The sequence below is a fragment of the Actinomadura geliboluensis genome, from assembly GCF_005889745.1.
GTDB lineage: Bacteria > Actinomycetota > Actinomycetes > Streptosporangiales > Streptosporangiaceae > Spirillospora > Spirillospora geliboluensis.
This window is the reverse complement of record NZ_VCKZ01000046.1, coordinates 1-15,101: the sequence shown is the minus strand read 5'-3', so window position 1 is coordinate 15,101 and position 15,101 is coordinate 1. Positions and strand designations below refer to the sequence as shown.

Genomic DNA, 15,101 nt, shown 5'->3' with positions numbered 1-15,101 from the left:
CCTATTGGGAAGCGTAGGGGCGTAGGGCTTCGGCGAATTCCTCCGGGACTTCGGTGGGATGCAGGCCGTCCGGGGTCCGGGTCATGCAGGCGATCGTCTGGCGGCCCCGGGCGGCGAGGAGGGCGGGGCCGGCGCCTGTGCGGTAGTAGCCGAACGCCATGGTGATGCGGTTGTCCTCGATTCCGGCGAGGCTCATGCGCACCGAGATGCGGTCGAGGGCGTGGAGTTCGGTGACGTAGTCGCAGGAGCAGGAGACGGTCACCAGGGCGAGGTCCTCGCGCAAACGTTGAAGGACGCCGGGGGCCCGGTCGGCCAGGAACAGTTCACGGCAGGCGCCCTGCCAGGTCAGGTGGGCGGTGAAGTAGACGTTGCCGACGACGTTGGTCTCGGCGAAGGTCACCCGGTGCTCGTATTCGTAGTAGGGGTTCATCTCTCCGTCCGGGGTGCGGCGGCGATCGCCAACGGGGTGCGGTGGCCGGCGATGGTGAGCAGTGCGGAGACGACGGGGCGCCCGCCCGCCCGGAGGGTCACCCAGCCGTCCTCGTAGACCTCCTGGACGGTGACGTCGCCGGGCAGGCAGGCGCGCACGGCGCGGAGGCGGCGCAGGACGAGGTCCTCGGGTTCGTCGGTCAGTTTCGCGAGGTGGACGGCCTGGTCGGTCCACGGGACGGGCGGTCCGGCGCCGTCGTCCCGGACGAGGGTGATCTCCTCGGCGGCGGGCATCAGGGCGGCGATGTTGCGGCGCAGGTACGGCTCGACGAGGACCGGCGGGAGGCCGTCGGCGAAGCGGAGAGGGCCCACGTCGCGCAGGCGCAGGCCCGTCCAGCTCAGCACGGGACGTCCTGTCTCGTCGCGCAGGACGACGTCGTAGGAGTAATCGGGGCCGTGGTGGGCGCGTTCCACCGCGTCCAGGGTAAGGGTGCCCTCGCCGGGGCCGTGCACGGCGAACCGGTCGCAGCCGATCGGGAGGAGGCGCCGGTGCGGCACGCACGCCTGGAGGACGTGGATCGACGCATCGTTGCGGATGGTGTCGCCCAAGAGGTCGTCCTGGGGCGGGGAGGCCGACAACTCGGCGGTGCAGCCGGTGGCGGCCAGCCGCGTGTAGCGGACGAGGCGCTGGAAGCGCGGGCCGTGGAAGAACAGCGATCCGTACAGGGCCCGGCCGTCGTGCGGTTCCGGTTCGGTTGCGACGGGTTCGACCTTGGGCGGGGCGCTGGCCGGGACGACGGTCGCGGTGAAGTGGTCGGCCGCGAATCCGGTCTCGTCGGTGCGGAGCGCGACCCGTACGCCGCCGTCCTCCAGGGTGAGGGCGCAGATCCGCACGGTGCGGGAGCCGTCGTCCGGGACGACGATCGGGCGGTCGAAGTTCGCGTCGGCGACGGCGGTGTGCTCCTCGCCGGTGAGGACGGCGGCGGCCCGCGCCATCAGTTCCAGCGCGGCGACCGCGGGCAGGACGGCGAGGCCGTCGATGCGGTGGTCGTCCAGCCAGGGCCGGTTCGAGAGGTCCAGGTCGGCCTCGGCGATCAGCTCGATGCCGGGCGTGTGGGTCCGCACCCGCCACGGGGCGCCGGACGGCGTGTCGAGCTGCGGCAGGCGGCCGGTCGCGAGGACGCTGGCGGGCGCCCGTTCCGACTCGGCGATCCGCGCGGCGAGCAGGACGCCGGACGCGGTGGGCAGCGGCACCACGCCGGTGCGTTCCAGGGCGGCGAGGACGTCGAGCCGCTCGCCCATGCCGGTGCCGCTCCAGGCCGTCCAGTCGATGTTGCGGACCCGGCAGCCGGGCAGTTCGTCCGCCAGCAGCCGGGCGTACTCCCGCAGCCGCCCGTTCGCGAGGGCGTAGTGGGCCTCCCCCGCCAGGCCGAACCGGCCGATCACCGAGCCGAAGGTGAGCAGCAGCCGCAGCCCGGCCGGGTCCAGGGCGGCCAGCAGCGTGCGCAGCCCGTGGTGCTTGGGCGCGGCGTGCGCGGCGAAGTCGGCGGGGCCGAGGTCGGTGAACCGGGCGGGACGGTTGACGCCGCTGGCGTGCACCACGCCGCGGACCGGGCCGAGGGCCTTGGTGAGCCGGTCGACGGCGGCCCGCAGCGCCGCCGGGTCGGTGACGTCGGCGGGCTCGTAGCGGACGGTCGCGCCGACGGCCTCCAGGCGGGCGAGGTTCGCGGCGAGTTCGGGGTCGTCGCCGGGGCGGGCGCGGCCGATCAGCGCCAGGCGAACGTTCCAGCGGCCGGACAGGTACGCCGCCGTCTCCAGCCCGATGCCGCGGCCGCCGCCCGTCACCAGCAGGACGTCGCCGGGGGCCAGGGGCGGGCCCGCATCGTCCAGCCGGACGGGGTGGTGGACGGGTTCGCCGATGCGTCCGTCCGGGGTGATGGCCAGTTCGGCGGCGCCGGTCCAGGAGGCGGTCACCGCCGCCGCGAGCACCGCGCGGGGGCTCGACTCGGGGGCGGCGATCCGGCGCAGGTCGCGGTCGGGATGCTCGGCGGCCAGGGCGCCGAGGAGGCCGGCGGCGGTGTCGCCGTGGTCGACGATCGTCAGCGGTTCCGCCGCGCGCAGAGCCTCGGCGGCGGCCGACAGCAGGTCGCCGATCACCTCGTCGCCGGGGTCGGCGGGCAGGAAGAACACCGTCTGGACGGACGGTCCGGAGCCGTGCACCAGCAGCGGCTCGACGAGCGCGCGCAGCGGCCCGGTGCCGCGCACGTGCCAGCCGCCGTCCCACCGCGTCCCCGGCAGGACGGCCGGGCGGGTGCCGGCGGCCAGCACGCGGTGCCATTCGGCGACTCCGGTGGGCGGTCCGCCGGGCGCGTCCGGGTCGGCGGCCTTCGGGAGCGCCTCGATCGCCGCCGCCAGCTCGGTGACGGTCATCCCCGCCAGCGGCGGCGGGGCGGCGGTCACCGCGCGGCCGCACCGCTCGGCGGCGAGCGAGGCGAGCTGGGTGACGCGCAGCGAGTTCAGGTGCAGGTCCTGGAGGAGGCCGTCGTCGTCTCCGATGGCGTCGGCGGGCAGTTCCAGCGCGGCCGAGACCAGGTCGCGGACCACGGTCAGGGGGTCGGACGCGACGGCCTCGGCGGGCGCGGCGACGGGCTCGGGCACGGCGGCGGGCTTCGCCGGCGGCGCCGGAAGGTCGGGGGCCGTCTCGCACGGGCTCGACAGGAACACCGGCTCGCGGTCCAGGGCGAACGGGCGGTGGAAGCGGTCGGCGAATAGCGGCTTGAGGCCGCCCGCGGCGCCCGCGGCGAACAGCGCGGCGATGACCGCGGCGGCGGGCGCGGCGGACGCGGCGCCGACGTCGAGCGGGAGCGCCGGCACGCCGCCGGGGGCGGTCTGGGCGAGGGCGGTGAGCATGTGCCCGGGCCCGCACTCGACGATGAGGTCGCAGTCGGCGGCGAGGCCGTCGAGCGCCTCCCGGAACCGGACCGGCTCGGTGATCTGCCGCACCAGCAGGGCGCGCAGGTCGTCGCGGCCGGTGAGGACGGTCCCGGTGACGGTCGAGTGGACCCGCCGCCGGGGCGGCCCGACGGGGATGCCGCGCAGCACGTCCGCCAGCGGACCGGCCGCGGCGGCGACGGCGGCGGTGTGGAAGGCGTGGCTGACCTCCAGCCGCTGGGCCGTGACGCCCGCCGCGCCCGCCCGCCGCAGCAGCTCGGCGAGATCGGCGCGCGAGCCCCCGACGACCTGCGCGGCGCCGTTGTCGGCGGCGATGGCGAGACCGGTCCCGGCGATGAGGTCGCGGACCGCGTCCGGCGGCGCGGCCACGGTGACCATGCCGGTGCCGGACGTCCCGGTGCCCGCCATGATCCGGCCGCGCGCGGCGACCAGTTCGCGCGCCCGCTCCGGGGTCAGCGCGCCCGCCCAGCAGAGCGCGGTGATCTCGCCGAGGCTGTGCCCGGCGGCCGCGGCCGCGACGACGCCGAGCCGGTCGAGCAGCGCGAGCCCGGTGAGCGAAGCCCGCAGCACGGCGGGCTGCACCAGCACCGTATCGGACCCACCGGACGCGGTGGGACGAGTGGGTGCGGTCGTCGCCAGGTCGGGCATGAGGAGGGCCAGCGCGCCGGCGTCCGGGTGGACGGGGGCGCCCTGGCCGGGGAAGAGCAGGCCGACCCGTGCCGCCGGTCCCGTGCCCAGGTAGACCCCGGGCGCGACCGGCGTTCCGGGACGTCCCGCCGCATCGGCGCGGCGTGCCGCTGCCCGGGCCCGGTCGGCGAGTTGCGCCGGGTCGCGGGCGACGATCGCCGCGCGGACCGGCGCGCCCGCGTGCGCGGAGTTCTCGGCGAGGGCGGCGGCCAGGTCGAGGTGCTCGGCCGCCGACATCCGGGCCGCGCGGGCGGCGACGCGCCGCAGGGTCGAGGCGAGGTCGGCGGGGGTGTCGGCGGCGAAGGCGAACACCTCGGCGTCGGGGGCGCGGCGCGCGAGCCGCCGCTCCCGGACGGTCAGCTCCCGGGGCGCGCCGCCGGCGGAATCGGCGGCCTCCAGCACCAGGTGGGTGTTGATGCCGCCGAAGCCCATGGCGCTGACGGCGGCGCGGACGGGGGCGTCCGGCCAGGGCGCGGCCTCGGCGAGCACCCGCAGGGGCGCGCCGGGCGCGCGGAGCAGTTCGTGTTGCTGCTCGCAGCCGACGGTCGGCGGCAGCACCCGGTGGTGCAGCGCGAGCGCCGCCTTGATCAGCCCGGCGGCGCCGGCGGCGGCTTTGGTGTGCCCGATGTTCGCCTTGACCGAGCCGAGCACGGCGGGCGGGCCGGTGCGTCCGGCCAAGAGTTCGGTGAGCGCGGCCAGTTCGGCGCGGTCGCCGACGGCGGTGCCGGTGCCGTGCCCCTCGAACAGGGTGACGGTCGCGGGGTCGATCCCGGCGCGGGCGTAGGCGCGGCGCATGGCCAGCAGCTGCCCGTCCCGTTCGGGGCGGGTGAGGCCGCCGCTCCCGTCGGAGGAGATCCCCCAGCCGCGGATCAGCGCGAGCGGCGTCCGGCCCGCGGCCGCGGCGTCGTCGGCGCGCATCAGCGCGACCATGCCGCAGCCCTCGCCCGGCAGGAACCCGGTCGGGTCGGCGTCGTAGACGCGCATCCGGTCGGTCGCGAGGGCGCCCAGCCGCGCGAAACCGACCAGCTCGAACGGGTCGAGGCTGAGGTCCACGCCGCCCGCGAGCGCGAAGTCCAGGTCGCCGTCGCACAGCGCCGTGCACGCCGCCGTCACGGCCAGCAGCGAGGACGAGCAGGCGCCGTCCACGGTGTAGCCGCCGCCGCGCAGGTCGAAGTGGTTGCACACCCGCCCGGCGATGGCGTTGGCGAGGCCGCCGACCAGGCTCTCGTCGGTCGGCTCGGGGAACGGCTCCTTGAAGCCGTGCTCCAGCCGGGCCAGCAGCTCCCCCACCGCGTCCGCGGGCAGCCCGGGGGTGGCGGCGAGCGCGTCCTGGACGGTCCGCCGGACGTAGGGCCACCGCATCCGCAGCAGCGCGGCGCGGCTGAACTCGCCGGTCAGCGTGTCGCCGAGGATGACCCCGGCGCGGTCGCCGTCCAGCCCGGAGGCGTCGGGGAAGCCCGCGGACGCCAGCGTCTCGGCGGCCACCTCCAGCGCCAGCCAGTGGGTCGGGTCGGCGGCGCGGTAGGCGGCGCCGGGCACCCGGTGGCGGGCCCGGTCGAAGGACCAGTCCTCCAGGACCGCCGCGTGCCGGACGTAGGTGGAGTCGGGGCCGTCGCCCGCGTAGTCGGCCAGGTTCAGCCGCTCGGGCGGCAGCGGGCGGAACGCGCGCCGTCCGGCCACGACCATCTCCCACATGCGGGCGGGCCCGGCGGCGTCGGGGTACCGGCAGCCCGCCCCCACGATCGCGATGGCGGGCGCGGCGGGCCGCGCCGCGGTCACCGCGTCTCCTCGGCGGTCGTCAGCCGCACCGTCCCGGCCGCCGGAGCGGCGGGCTTCGCCCCGGCCGGACGGGCGGCGGGCCGGGACGCGGCGGGCCCGGATCCGGTGCCCGGCTCCCCCGTCCCGGACGCGGACCGGCGGCTCCGCAGCGACAGCGCCGCGAGCCCGATCGCGCGGAGCCCGCACACCGCGACCAGCGCGAAGAACAGCCCGTAGACGACGTGGAAGGCGACCAGCACGCCGTACGCCCCGGCCGTGGCCAGGCCGAAGTAGATCTGCCCGCGCGGCCGGAACGGCGTCGTCCCCGGGTCGGTGATCATGTAGTTGGTGAACAGCACGAACGCGACGCCGGTCATCGCGAGCAGGGCGCTGGGCGTCGCGGTGCCCTCGATCCAGGTCCGCACCAGCGCCTGGAGCGCGAACCCGCCCACCCACGCCAGGATCAGCGGCATCTTCTTGGTGAGCATCGCGTTGAGCATCGTCCCCGAGGCCAGGATCAGCGCCGGGATCAGCCAGTCGACCGGGCCCGCGACCCACTCGGTGAACTGGTAGGGCGGCGCGATGCCGACCCACGGGAACAGCACGAGGACCACGGCGATGCCGAGGTTGGACGGGTTCATCACGTGCCGGACGCGCCCGCCGACCCGCACGCGGATCAGGTACTTGGACGTGATGCCGACCGTCACGGCCAGCACGACCGGCCACAGGCGGCTGTTGGGGTACAGCAGCATCGCGCAGGCGAGCGCCGTGATGTGCGCGGGCAGCAGGAACTCCGCCACCGACCTGGCGTTCGCGGCGAACTTGCGCGGACGCCCCGTCGCCCAGGCGTCCAGCGTCTCCAGGCCGATCTCCAGCACATAGGCCGCGGCGAGCGCGGCGAGCGGCGTCGCGTACGCCTGTTCGAAGCCGAGGACGGTGTGCCCGAGGATCGTGAACACCGTGATCGACAGCGCGAACCGGCGCAGCGCGATGACGCGCGGGTCCTTGGCGCGCCCGGCCGCCGGGGCGGCCGAGGGCGCGGTGGTGGCGGGGTTCACCGGGTCACCTCCTGAATCGTGCCGGCGGCGTCGAGCCGCAGGGTGTGCCAGCCGGGCGCCAGCCGGACCTCGCCGGTGTGCCGCGTGCCGCAGGCGTCGCGCCAGGTCAGTGTGGTGGATACGGCGGAGCTGCCGGGGGCCAGCCCGAACAGCAGCTCCGCCGCCGAATAGCCGCCGTGCCCGTTGGCGGGGTAGACCTGGCCGGTGCGCGTCCCCCGCGCGCCGTCGCCGAGCACGGCCGCGGCGCCGATCGCCGGCGTGGTCGGAGCGCCGGCGGCGGCCCGCCCGGCGGTCCTGCCCGCGGCGCAGCCGCCCGCGGGCTCCACCAGCCGCAGCCCGAGGTAGGGCGGGCGGCCGGTCCGGGTGTTGCGGTACAGGTAGGACTGGCCCCACTGGTTGGCGACGGCGAAGTCGAGCCGGCCGTCGTGGTCGATGTCGGCCAGGCCGATCGCGCGTCCCACGCTGTCGTCGTTCAGCCCGAGCCGCTCGGCGACGTCGTGGTAGCGGCCGTCGGTCCCGCGCACGAAGAACGGGTCCTGGTCGCCGCCGGAGACGTCGTCCTCGCCGGGCTTGAAGTGCGGCCACGCGCCGGGGTTCGTCAGCAGGTCGTCGTTGGTCATGGCGAGTTCCTGCAGCTGGGGCCAGCGGTCCGTGCGGCCCTTGATGAACCCGGTCGCCTGGACGATCTCGGGGTCGCCGTCCCCGGCGAAGTCGCCGACCTTGACGTCCCAGCCCCAGCCCGACCGGGACAGGCCGAGCGGTTCGCTGTGGTCGTCGTAGGCCGCCTTGCCGCCGTTGAAGATCTTCTTGTCGCGGCTCATCCAGACGAAGTTGCTCTCCAGCAGCCCGTACGTCTCGGTGATGTTGGAGACGACGAGGTCGGGGACGCCGTCGCGGTTCAGGTCGGAGAAGGCCACCCCCATGCCCTTGAAGGAGTCCTTGCCGAGCACCTTCGACTTCGGGGTGGTCAGGTGCCGGACGCCCGTCTCGACGCGGAACCGCACGTGTCCGGGCGTGGAGCGGTTGCGCAGCAGCCGGTCGGGGCCGAAGTCGTTGGCGAGGTAGACCTCCGGGAGCCCGTCGCCGTCGAGGTCCTGCGTGCCGGTCGCCAGCGTCCAGCCGTGCGCGACGGGGCCGGAGAACGGGTTCGGCACGTCGGTGAACGAGGCGGACGGGCGGTCCCCGCCCTGCCCGGCGCGCCACAGCAGGACCCGGTTCGTGCCGCCGTTGTAGGCGGCCGACATCGACCGCTGCATGACCAGCTGCGACTGCCGCGCGCCCGTGTCCAGCACGCGTGCGCCGTCCGGGAAGTAGTTGCCCACGATCACGTCGTCGTGGCCGTCGCCGTCCACGTCCGCGACCGACACCGCGTCGGTGCTCCACACCTGGCGGGGCGAGACGAGCTCCTGCGGGCGGAAGGCGGCGGGGTCGCCGAGCGCGGCCGGGGTGCGCAGGAACAGCACGGGCGAGCGGCCCCAGTAGGAGACCATCACGTCGGTGCGGCCGTCCTCGTTGAAGTCGCCGGGGGTGCAGACGGTCGGCGCCATCGTCGCGTCGAAGGGCAGCCCGGTGGGGACGAGCGTCCGCGGCGCCATCCGCGCCCCGGTGCCGGGAGCGGGGAGCAGCCGCACCGAGTCGTCGCGGGGGTCGACCAGGCAGACGTCGTCGGGACGTCCGTTGCCGTCGATGTCGGCGACCGCCACGGCGGCGCCGACGGCGGAGATCCAGTGCCGGATGTGCCGGTAGGCGGGGGCGACCGCGCGGACCTGGCGCGGCATCTCGGTGCCGTTCAGCGCGGCCCGGTCGAAGGCGAACGGCTGCGCCAGCCGCGCCTTCTCGGTGCCGGAGGCGCCGGGGAGGCCCGCGAGCTGCCAGGCCGCCAGGATCAGGGCGAGGGAGCAGATCTGCACCAGCCGGGAGCGCAGCAGGGAGATCACGCGACCACCCCGCCGCTGCGGTCGCGGGCGGCCCATTCGGCGCGGACCCCGGCGCGCCAGTGCTGGTAGGCGGCGATGCCGTCGCCGTACCGGGCGGCCTGGACGAGGCGGGCGTCGGTCCAGCCCGCGGCCTCGCCGGAGCCGGTGCCGCACAGCACGGCCACGGCGGCCTCGCTGCGTTCGGGGACGCGGCCCGACAGCAGGTGCGCCTTGGCGGCGAACGCCGCGCCCTGCGCGAGGTGGGCGCGGTGCTCCGCCGCGGCCTCCCCGAGGACCGCCAGCTCATCGGGGGTGCGGACGCCGGTGTAGGCGGCGGCGAGGCCGACGCCCGCCCACAGGTCGGGGCGCCGCTCGGCGGGGAAGCCCGCGACGGTGCGCGCGACGCGCTCGGGGTCGGCGCCCGCGTGGAACCACAGCGCGCGGCCGGCGCCCTGGTCGCGGACGGGCCGGGCGGCGCCGCGCGCGGCCCGCTCGATCCACTTCTCGCCGAACACCCGGCCGGGGTGGAAGTACGCCTGGTGGAAGCCCCAGCCGTCCCAGGCCAGCCAGCGCTGCGGCGCGGGCGCGCCGCCGATCCCGCGCCAGGGCCGTACGCGCAGCCGGGCGAACGCCCAGCCCGCGCCGACGGTGATCAGGTGGAAGTAGCGGCGGCCCGGCCCGGCGAGCAGCCCGGCCAGCCGCCGGCCGCCGGTCAGGGTCACGAGGTCGAGGAGCGTGCGGCTCATGGCCGCGCCCTCGTAGGCGAAACCGCGCATGGGGTGCGGGACGTCCGCGAGGTCGAGCGGGCCGGAGCGCCGGGCGAGGGCGGCGTTGTAGCCGGCGGCGAAGGAGTCGACCACGTCCTGCAGGCCCGCGCCGTCCATCGGCCGGAAAGGAATGTGCCCCATCTTTTCGAGCGCGATGGAATCCCCGTCGAGTGCCAGCAATCGCTGGTATACGGGATGGGACGGCGGCCTTTTCGCATAATTCACGCGCACTCCCTGAATGAAGGTCAGTGCCGAAACTAAGCTCCTCGACTCTGGCAGTCAAGGTTAGATACTTTTTACCTTCCAGTTATTGACACGATGATCATTTTTCTCGGCGGAGAAGGCCGGGCAGGTCGCAGCGAACGGCGGCGTACGCTGGCCGAACACACGTTCCCCGGGGCCGGGCGACACGGATTCGCCCTCCCCTCGGCCGAGGCTGCACCGGCACCGGACATCCAGAAAAAGCACATCCGGCCGGCGCGCCAACGCCCCGTCCAGTTACGTCATGAAGTTTTCAACGGCCGTTCCAAGAACTGTCGAACACAGCCGGACGGCACGCCGGAGGTCAGCGGATTAATCCCTCCCATGCGTAGGGAGCGGCCTCCAATTGGAAATCGAGCCCGGGATGGTTCGCCTGGACGGTTCCCTCCAGCGAGAGCAGGCTCAGCATCGGAAGGGCGAACTCCGGTTCGGCGTGCAGCCGGCAGTCGCGCTGCAGCGCGAAGAGCTCGTAGCAGAACGCCGACAGGCGGAACTCCCCGGCCGGCGCGCCGGCGTTGCGCGCCACCAGCGCCGCGACCCGCGACCGGAACCCGGCCAGGTCGGCGTCCGGGGCGGCGCCGCGCACCGTCGACAGCAGGATCGCCGCGCAGCCCTCCCCGTCGCCCCTGGCCATGGCGGCGAAGAAGTCGGTGAGGTCGCGCCGGGCCGCGTCGCTCATCCGGAAGACGAGCCCCGCGTCCAGCAGCACCACCGAGCCGTCCGCCCTGAAGTAGACGTTGCCGTGGTGCAGGTCAATGTGGACCAGCCCCTCGACGAACAGCAGCCGGTACACCGCCCGCACGAGCGCGGTGGTCTGCGCCCGCCGGGTCTCGGCGGGCAGCGCGGCCGCCGCGGCGCGGTCCAGCCCCGGCACGTACTCCATGGTGATGACGCCGCCGCCGCACAGCTCGGCGACCGGTTCCGGCAATAGGACGCCCGGCGTCCCGTCCAGGGCGTCGCGCAGCCGCCGCAGGTTCGCCGCCTCGGCCTCGAAGTCGACCTGGGCGAGCAGCAGCGCGCCCAGCTGCCCGACCATCTCCACCAGCGGCAGCCTGCGCAGCGCGGGCAGCCGGACGGCGGCGCGCGCCAGCCGGTCCAGGATCGCCAGGTCGCCGGCGACGGCCTCCCGCACCCCGGGCCTGCGGACCTTCACCGCCAGCACCCGGCCGTCCAGCTCCGCGCGGTAGACCGCGGCGATCGAGCCGCCCGCCACCGGCGGCCGGGCGAGCGCCTCGGCCAGCGGGCCGGGCAGCGCGCCGAGCCCCGCCCGCGCCTCCGCCAGCACGGCGGCGGCCGGCGCGGGCTCGATGTCGTCGTGCAGCCGGCCGAGCGCCGCCGCCAGCCGCGTCCCGACCAGGTCGGTGCGGGTGCCGAGGAGCTGGCCCGCCTTGACGAACGTGCCGCCGAGCCGCTCCAGCAGCCGGGCGACCTCGGCCGCCGACCGGTCGGCGCGGGCACCGCCGCGGTGGCGCGCGCCGATGACCGCCAGCCGGACCAGCGCCGGCGCGCCGAGGGCGACGATGCGTACGAAACGGGCGGCCGGTCGCCGGACTGCCGGCCCCCCGCCGCGGCCCACCTCAGCCCGCCCGTGCGGGAAGGAGCCGCCGCAGCGCGTGCCGGAGCGGCTCGGGCCCGCCGTCGAACGCCTCCGGCGGCACCGGCACCGGGCCGCCGTCCCGGCGGTACTCGGTGGTGGCGCCGGTGTCGCCGCGGTGCGCGCGGATGCGCACCGGCAGCCCGGCGTCCGGACCGGGCCCGCCCGGCTCGACGATCTCCCAGCGGCGCTCGGTGGCGCCGCGCCGGTCGACCTCGCGCGCCACGACCCGGCCGGTCGCGGGGTCGGTCGCCTCGGTGACCCGCAGCCCCGGCGTCGTGGCCGGGCCCAGGTAGGAGCGGGTCTCCGCGGACCGCCACCGGCTCCAGGGCAGTTCGGCCCGGCGGTCCTGCGGGGACGCGCCGAGCCCCGGATAGCGCCAGGTCATGATGTCGAGGTAGCCGACCTCGGCGAGCGGCAGGCAGCCGAACAGCTGCCGCTCCGCGATCCGCACGGAGCGCGGCATCGTCGCCGAGCGCGTCCAGACCTCGCAGGTGCCGCGGGCGGCGTCCTCCGCGATCCACAGGTAGGTGCCGGCCAGCGGACCGGGCGCGGTCACCACCAGGCAGGTGCGGGCGGTCCCGGCGCCGAGCCGGCGGGCGATCAGGTACCGCACCGGCCGGTGCCCGGACTCCGCCTCGACCGCGAACGCGAAGCTGGTCAGCCCGTCGGCCGCCAGGTTGGCGGGCTGCGGGGCAGGCGCTTCGAGGCCGGACGGTGTGAGGCCGGACGCGGCGAGGCCGGACGGTTCGGGGCCGCCGGCGCCGGGTTCGAACGGGTCGGGTTCGGGGGGAACCGGTTCGGGTGAGCGGCGCTTCCCGGATCCCGCCGACCGGGCGGATCCTCGTGGCGCTGCCCCAGGCCGCCGGGTCCTGGGCGGTGGTCCGGCAGAGAACGTCTCGGCAGAGAACATGTGATCTACCTGTCTGGTGCCCGTTGCCTGTCCGTCAGCAGATCACTTCAGGATTCTATAGTCAAGACTCGTGTCATGACCGGCCCGCACGCCTTGACAGGGGGCGGCGGCGGGGGGCGGTCCGGATCCGGTCACGCCCGGCCGGACCGCGGCGGGCGGACGGTCAGCCGACCAGGCCGAGGAGCCGCGAGCAGCGCAGCACGACCTCGTCGTCGCCCTCCATGGACAGCCGCCGGGTGAGCGTCGCCTCCAGCGGGCTGAGCCGGCCGGCGCCGATCTCCACGAACGTGAGCGCGTCGGTCGTGACCACGAGGGCCGGGTCGGTCTCGCACTTGCCGTGCCGGACCGAGACGGCGCCGTCCTCGACGACGGTGTGGAAGACCTCGTCGTCGATGCGGAACTCGTACTGCTCGTCGGGGCCCGCCATGGCCGGGTCGATCATGGCCTCGACCGCGAGGGCGGCCCAGCGCGGGCGCACCACGTCCTCGGCCGCGGGCGCCTGGAGCAGCCCGAGGCCCCAGCGCGCGAGGGCGAGCACCGTCTCGCGCAGCCCCTCGCCCTGCTCGGTGAGCTCGTACACGCGCACCTTGGAGCCGGGCCGCGTGCACTGCCGGACCAGCCCGGTGTCGGTGAGGAAGCGCAGCCGGTCGGCGAGCAGGTTGGTGCCGATGCCGGGAAGGTTGTGCTGGAGTTCGTTGTAGCGGCAGGGGCCCACCAGCAGCTCACGGACGATCAGCAGCGTCCACCGCTCGCCGATCACGTCCAGCGCCCCCGCCAGCCCGCAGTACTGACCGTAGTTGCGACGCTGCTGGTTCATCTCGGACCACCTTCCGCCATCACTTCACAAGTGTATTCCGAATCGACCTCCGATCGCACCCGGATCGACCCGGCGCCGGACGCCGGGTCGGCATCATCGCGGCAGGCGGAGGAGCCGCCGACCGATTGATCCGAGCCCACTCGATTGCTAAAGTTCCGTATAGTAGTGTACCGGGAACTCCGAACCAGGGGCTGACATGCGCGTACTCTTCCCGACGGCCCCCGCGATCGGCCACACGTTCCCGATGGTGCCGCTGGCCTGGGCCTTCCGCGCCGCCGGCCACGAGGCCGTCTTCGTCACCGGGGGTGACGGCCTGACGGTCGCCCGCGCCGGGCTGCCGGTCGTGGACGCGCTGCCGGGCCGCTCCACCACCGAGATGCTGAGCGGGTTCGCCCGCGACGTCCCGGCCCTGTTCGCCCCGCTGTCCGGCACGACGCTGCCGGAGATGCACGCCGAGATGGACCAGCGCAAACCGCACATCATCGGCGCCTGGGACCCGCTGGTGGACGCGTACGTCGCGGCGGCCGAGCGGGTCCGTCCCGACCTCGTCGTGCACGACCCCATCCTCGGCGTGGGCCCGCTCATCGCGGCCAAGGCCGGAGTGCCCGCGGTGGGCCACGGCATCGGGCTGTCGCGCTTCGGGCCGGAGCTGCTGCACGAGCCCCCGGCGGCCCGCGCGTTCCAGCGCCACGGGGTGCGGCCTCCCGACGGCGTCCGCACCCTCGACATCGCGCCGCCGAGCCTGGCGGAGGGGCCGCCGTCGCCGCTGGCGATGCGGTACGTCCCCTACAACGGCGCCACCGTCCTGCCGGACTGGCTGGCGGAGCCGCCGAGCCGCCCGCGGATCGCGGTCACCATCGGCTCGATGGTGCCGCGCGTCGGGGGCCTGGGCCCCGTGGAGCGCCTGCTCGCCGCCGCGCCCGGCGTGGACGCGGAGTTCGTCGTGGCCCTCGGAGACACGGACCCGGGGCAGGCCGGCCGCCTCCCCGAGCCGGACGAGGTCCCCCCGAACGTGCGGACGGCCGCCTGGGTGCCGCTCGACGCGCTGCTGCCCACCTGCACCGCCGCGATCCACCACGGCGGCGCGGGCACCCTCATGACCTGCTGCGCGCTGGGCGTCCCGCAACTGGTGCTGCCCCTCAGCCCGGACCGCCACCTGGAGGCGGAGATGCTGCGCTCCCGCGGCGCCTGCCACATCACGTCCCCGGACGGCCTGGACGCCGACGCCATCAAGCGCCTGCTAGCCGACGACCAGGCCCGCACGGCCGCCGCCGAACTGCGCGCCGAGATCGCCGCGCTGCCCACTCCGTCCACCATCGTCGCCGGCCTGACCGGCTAGGGGCGCAGCGGGCCACTGACCGGGACGATCGAACCCTGCGGAAGCCAGCGCCCGCTGAACCCGTGCGCGTGCAGGCCGAGGCTGCCCGGCACCCCCATCGGGGACGCCGCGTACAGGCGCACGGGCGCCGCGGCCGTCCCGCGCGACCAGCCCGCGAACCCGGCGGCCGTCGCGGGCTCGCCGGGGAACGCCTCGTGCAGCCGGGCGGCGTACCGCACGGCCTCCGCCCCGGCGGGATCGAACCGCAGCGGGACGAGCTGCCCGGCGGGCGGGTCGAGCAGCTCCGCGTCCAGCAGCCAGGGCGCCAGGTACACGCCCGAGGCCGGGACCGCGCCCGTACCGACCCGGCGGACCAGGCCCGCCGCCCCGCTCCAGCCCGCCACCACCACCCGGGGCACCCGCGCGGACTCGTCCGCCGTCACGCCCAGCCCGAGCCGCGCCGCCGCCGCCCGCACCTCGGCCTCCGCACGGACACCGCGCGGCGACCCGTCCGCGGTGACGGCGATCGCACGCGCTCCGCGCCGGGCGATGAACCCGGTCAGCGCCCGCAGCGCGGCGGCGTCCGCACTGGTCAACTCATCGGCCTGTCTCCTATACACATCCCCCCACG

At 75.8% G+C, this 15,101-nt stretch carries 10 protein-coding genes; 1 reads left to right on the top strand and 9 read right to left on the bottom strand.

Going from position 1 to position 15,101, the window contains the following annotated elements:
* Position 1: 1 nt before the first annotated feature.
* From ETD96_RS09460 to ETD96_RS09425, 8 genes are all read right to left on the bottom strand, one after another.
* Entirely contained in the window at positions 2-430 is a 429-nt protein-coding gene (locus ETD96_RS09460) for an acyl-CoA thioesterase (RefSeq protein ID WP_138635933.1), read from the bottom strand.
* Positions 427-5,847, bottom strand: coding sequence for a type I polyketide synthase (locus ETD96_RS09455; protein WP_171068944.1), 5,421 nt, complete (start codon positions 5,845-5,847; stop codon positions 427-429). The genes ETD96_RS09460 and ETD96_RS09455 overlap by 4 nt, the downstream gene beginning before the upstream one ends.
* Positions 5,844-6,884, bottom strand: a complete 1,041-nt coding sequence (locus ETD96_RS09450; protein ID WP_138635931.1) for an RnfABCDGE type electron transport complex subunit D — start codon at positions 6,882-6,884, stop codon at positions 5,844-5,846. The genes ETD96_RS09455 and ETD96_RS09450 overlap by 4 nt, the downstream gene beginning before the upstream one ends.
* Complete coding sequence (locus ETD96_RS09445) at positions 6,881-8,821, bottom strand: FG-GAP repeat domain-containing protein (protein WP_205719180.1); 1,941 nt, start codon at positions 8,819-8,821, stop codon at positions 6,881-6,883. Before ETD96_RS09445 ends, ETD96_RS09450 begins: the two co-directional genes overlap by 4 nt.
* On the bottom strand, positions 8,818-9,792 hold the full coding sequence (locus ETD96_RS09440) for a DUF1702 family protein (RefSeq protein ID WP_171068943.1): 975 nt from the start codon (positions 9,790-9,792) through the stop codon (positions 8,818-8,820). The genes ETD96_RS09445 and ETD96_RS09440 overlap by 4 nt, the downstream gene beginning before the upstream one ends.
* Positions 9,793-10,132: 340 nt before the next feature.
* Complete coding sequence (locus ETD96_RS09435; RefSeq protein WP_138635928.1) at positions 10,133-11,404, bottom strand: ABC1 kinase family protein; 1,272 nt, start codon at positions 11,402-11,404, stop codon at positions 10,133-10,135.
* 1 nt (position 11,405) lies between these two features.
* Positions 11,406-12,335, bottom strand: coding sequence for a hypothetical protein (locus tag ETD96_RS09430; protein WP_138635927.1), 930 nt, complete (start codon positions 12,333-12,335; stop codon positions 11,406-11,408).
* Positions 12,336-12,498: 163 nt separating this feature from the next.
* The gene (locus tag ETD96_RS09425) at positions 12,499-13,152 is read right to left on the bottom strand and encodes a winged helix-turn-helix transcriptional regulator (protein ID WP_138635926.1); all 654 of its coding nucleotides are present in this window, start codon (positions 13,150-13,152) and stop codon (positions 12,499-12,501) included.
* A 196-nt stretch (positions 13,153-13,348) separates the two neighbouring features.
* On the opposite strand from ETD96_RS09425, the gene ETD96_RS09420 reads away from it, so the two are divergent.
* A complete protein-coding gene (locus ETD96_RS09420; protein ID WP_138635925.1) occupies positions 13,349-14,491 on the top strand; it encodes a nucleotide disphospho-sugar-binding domain-containing protein in 1,143 nt (380 codons plus the stop codon).
* Here the strand turns inward: ETD96_RS09420 and ETD96_RS09415 are convergent.
* Positions 14,488-15,066 carry a hypothetical protein gene (locus tag ETD96_RS09415; protein WP_138635924.1) on the bottom strand — a complete coding sequence of 193 codons (579 nt, stop codon included), beginning with the start codon at positions 15,064-15,066 and terminating at the stop codon, positions 14,488-14,490. The genes ETD96_RS09420 and ETD96_RS09415 overlap by 4 nt on opposite strands.
* Positions 15,067-15,101: the final 35 nt, after the last annotated feature.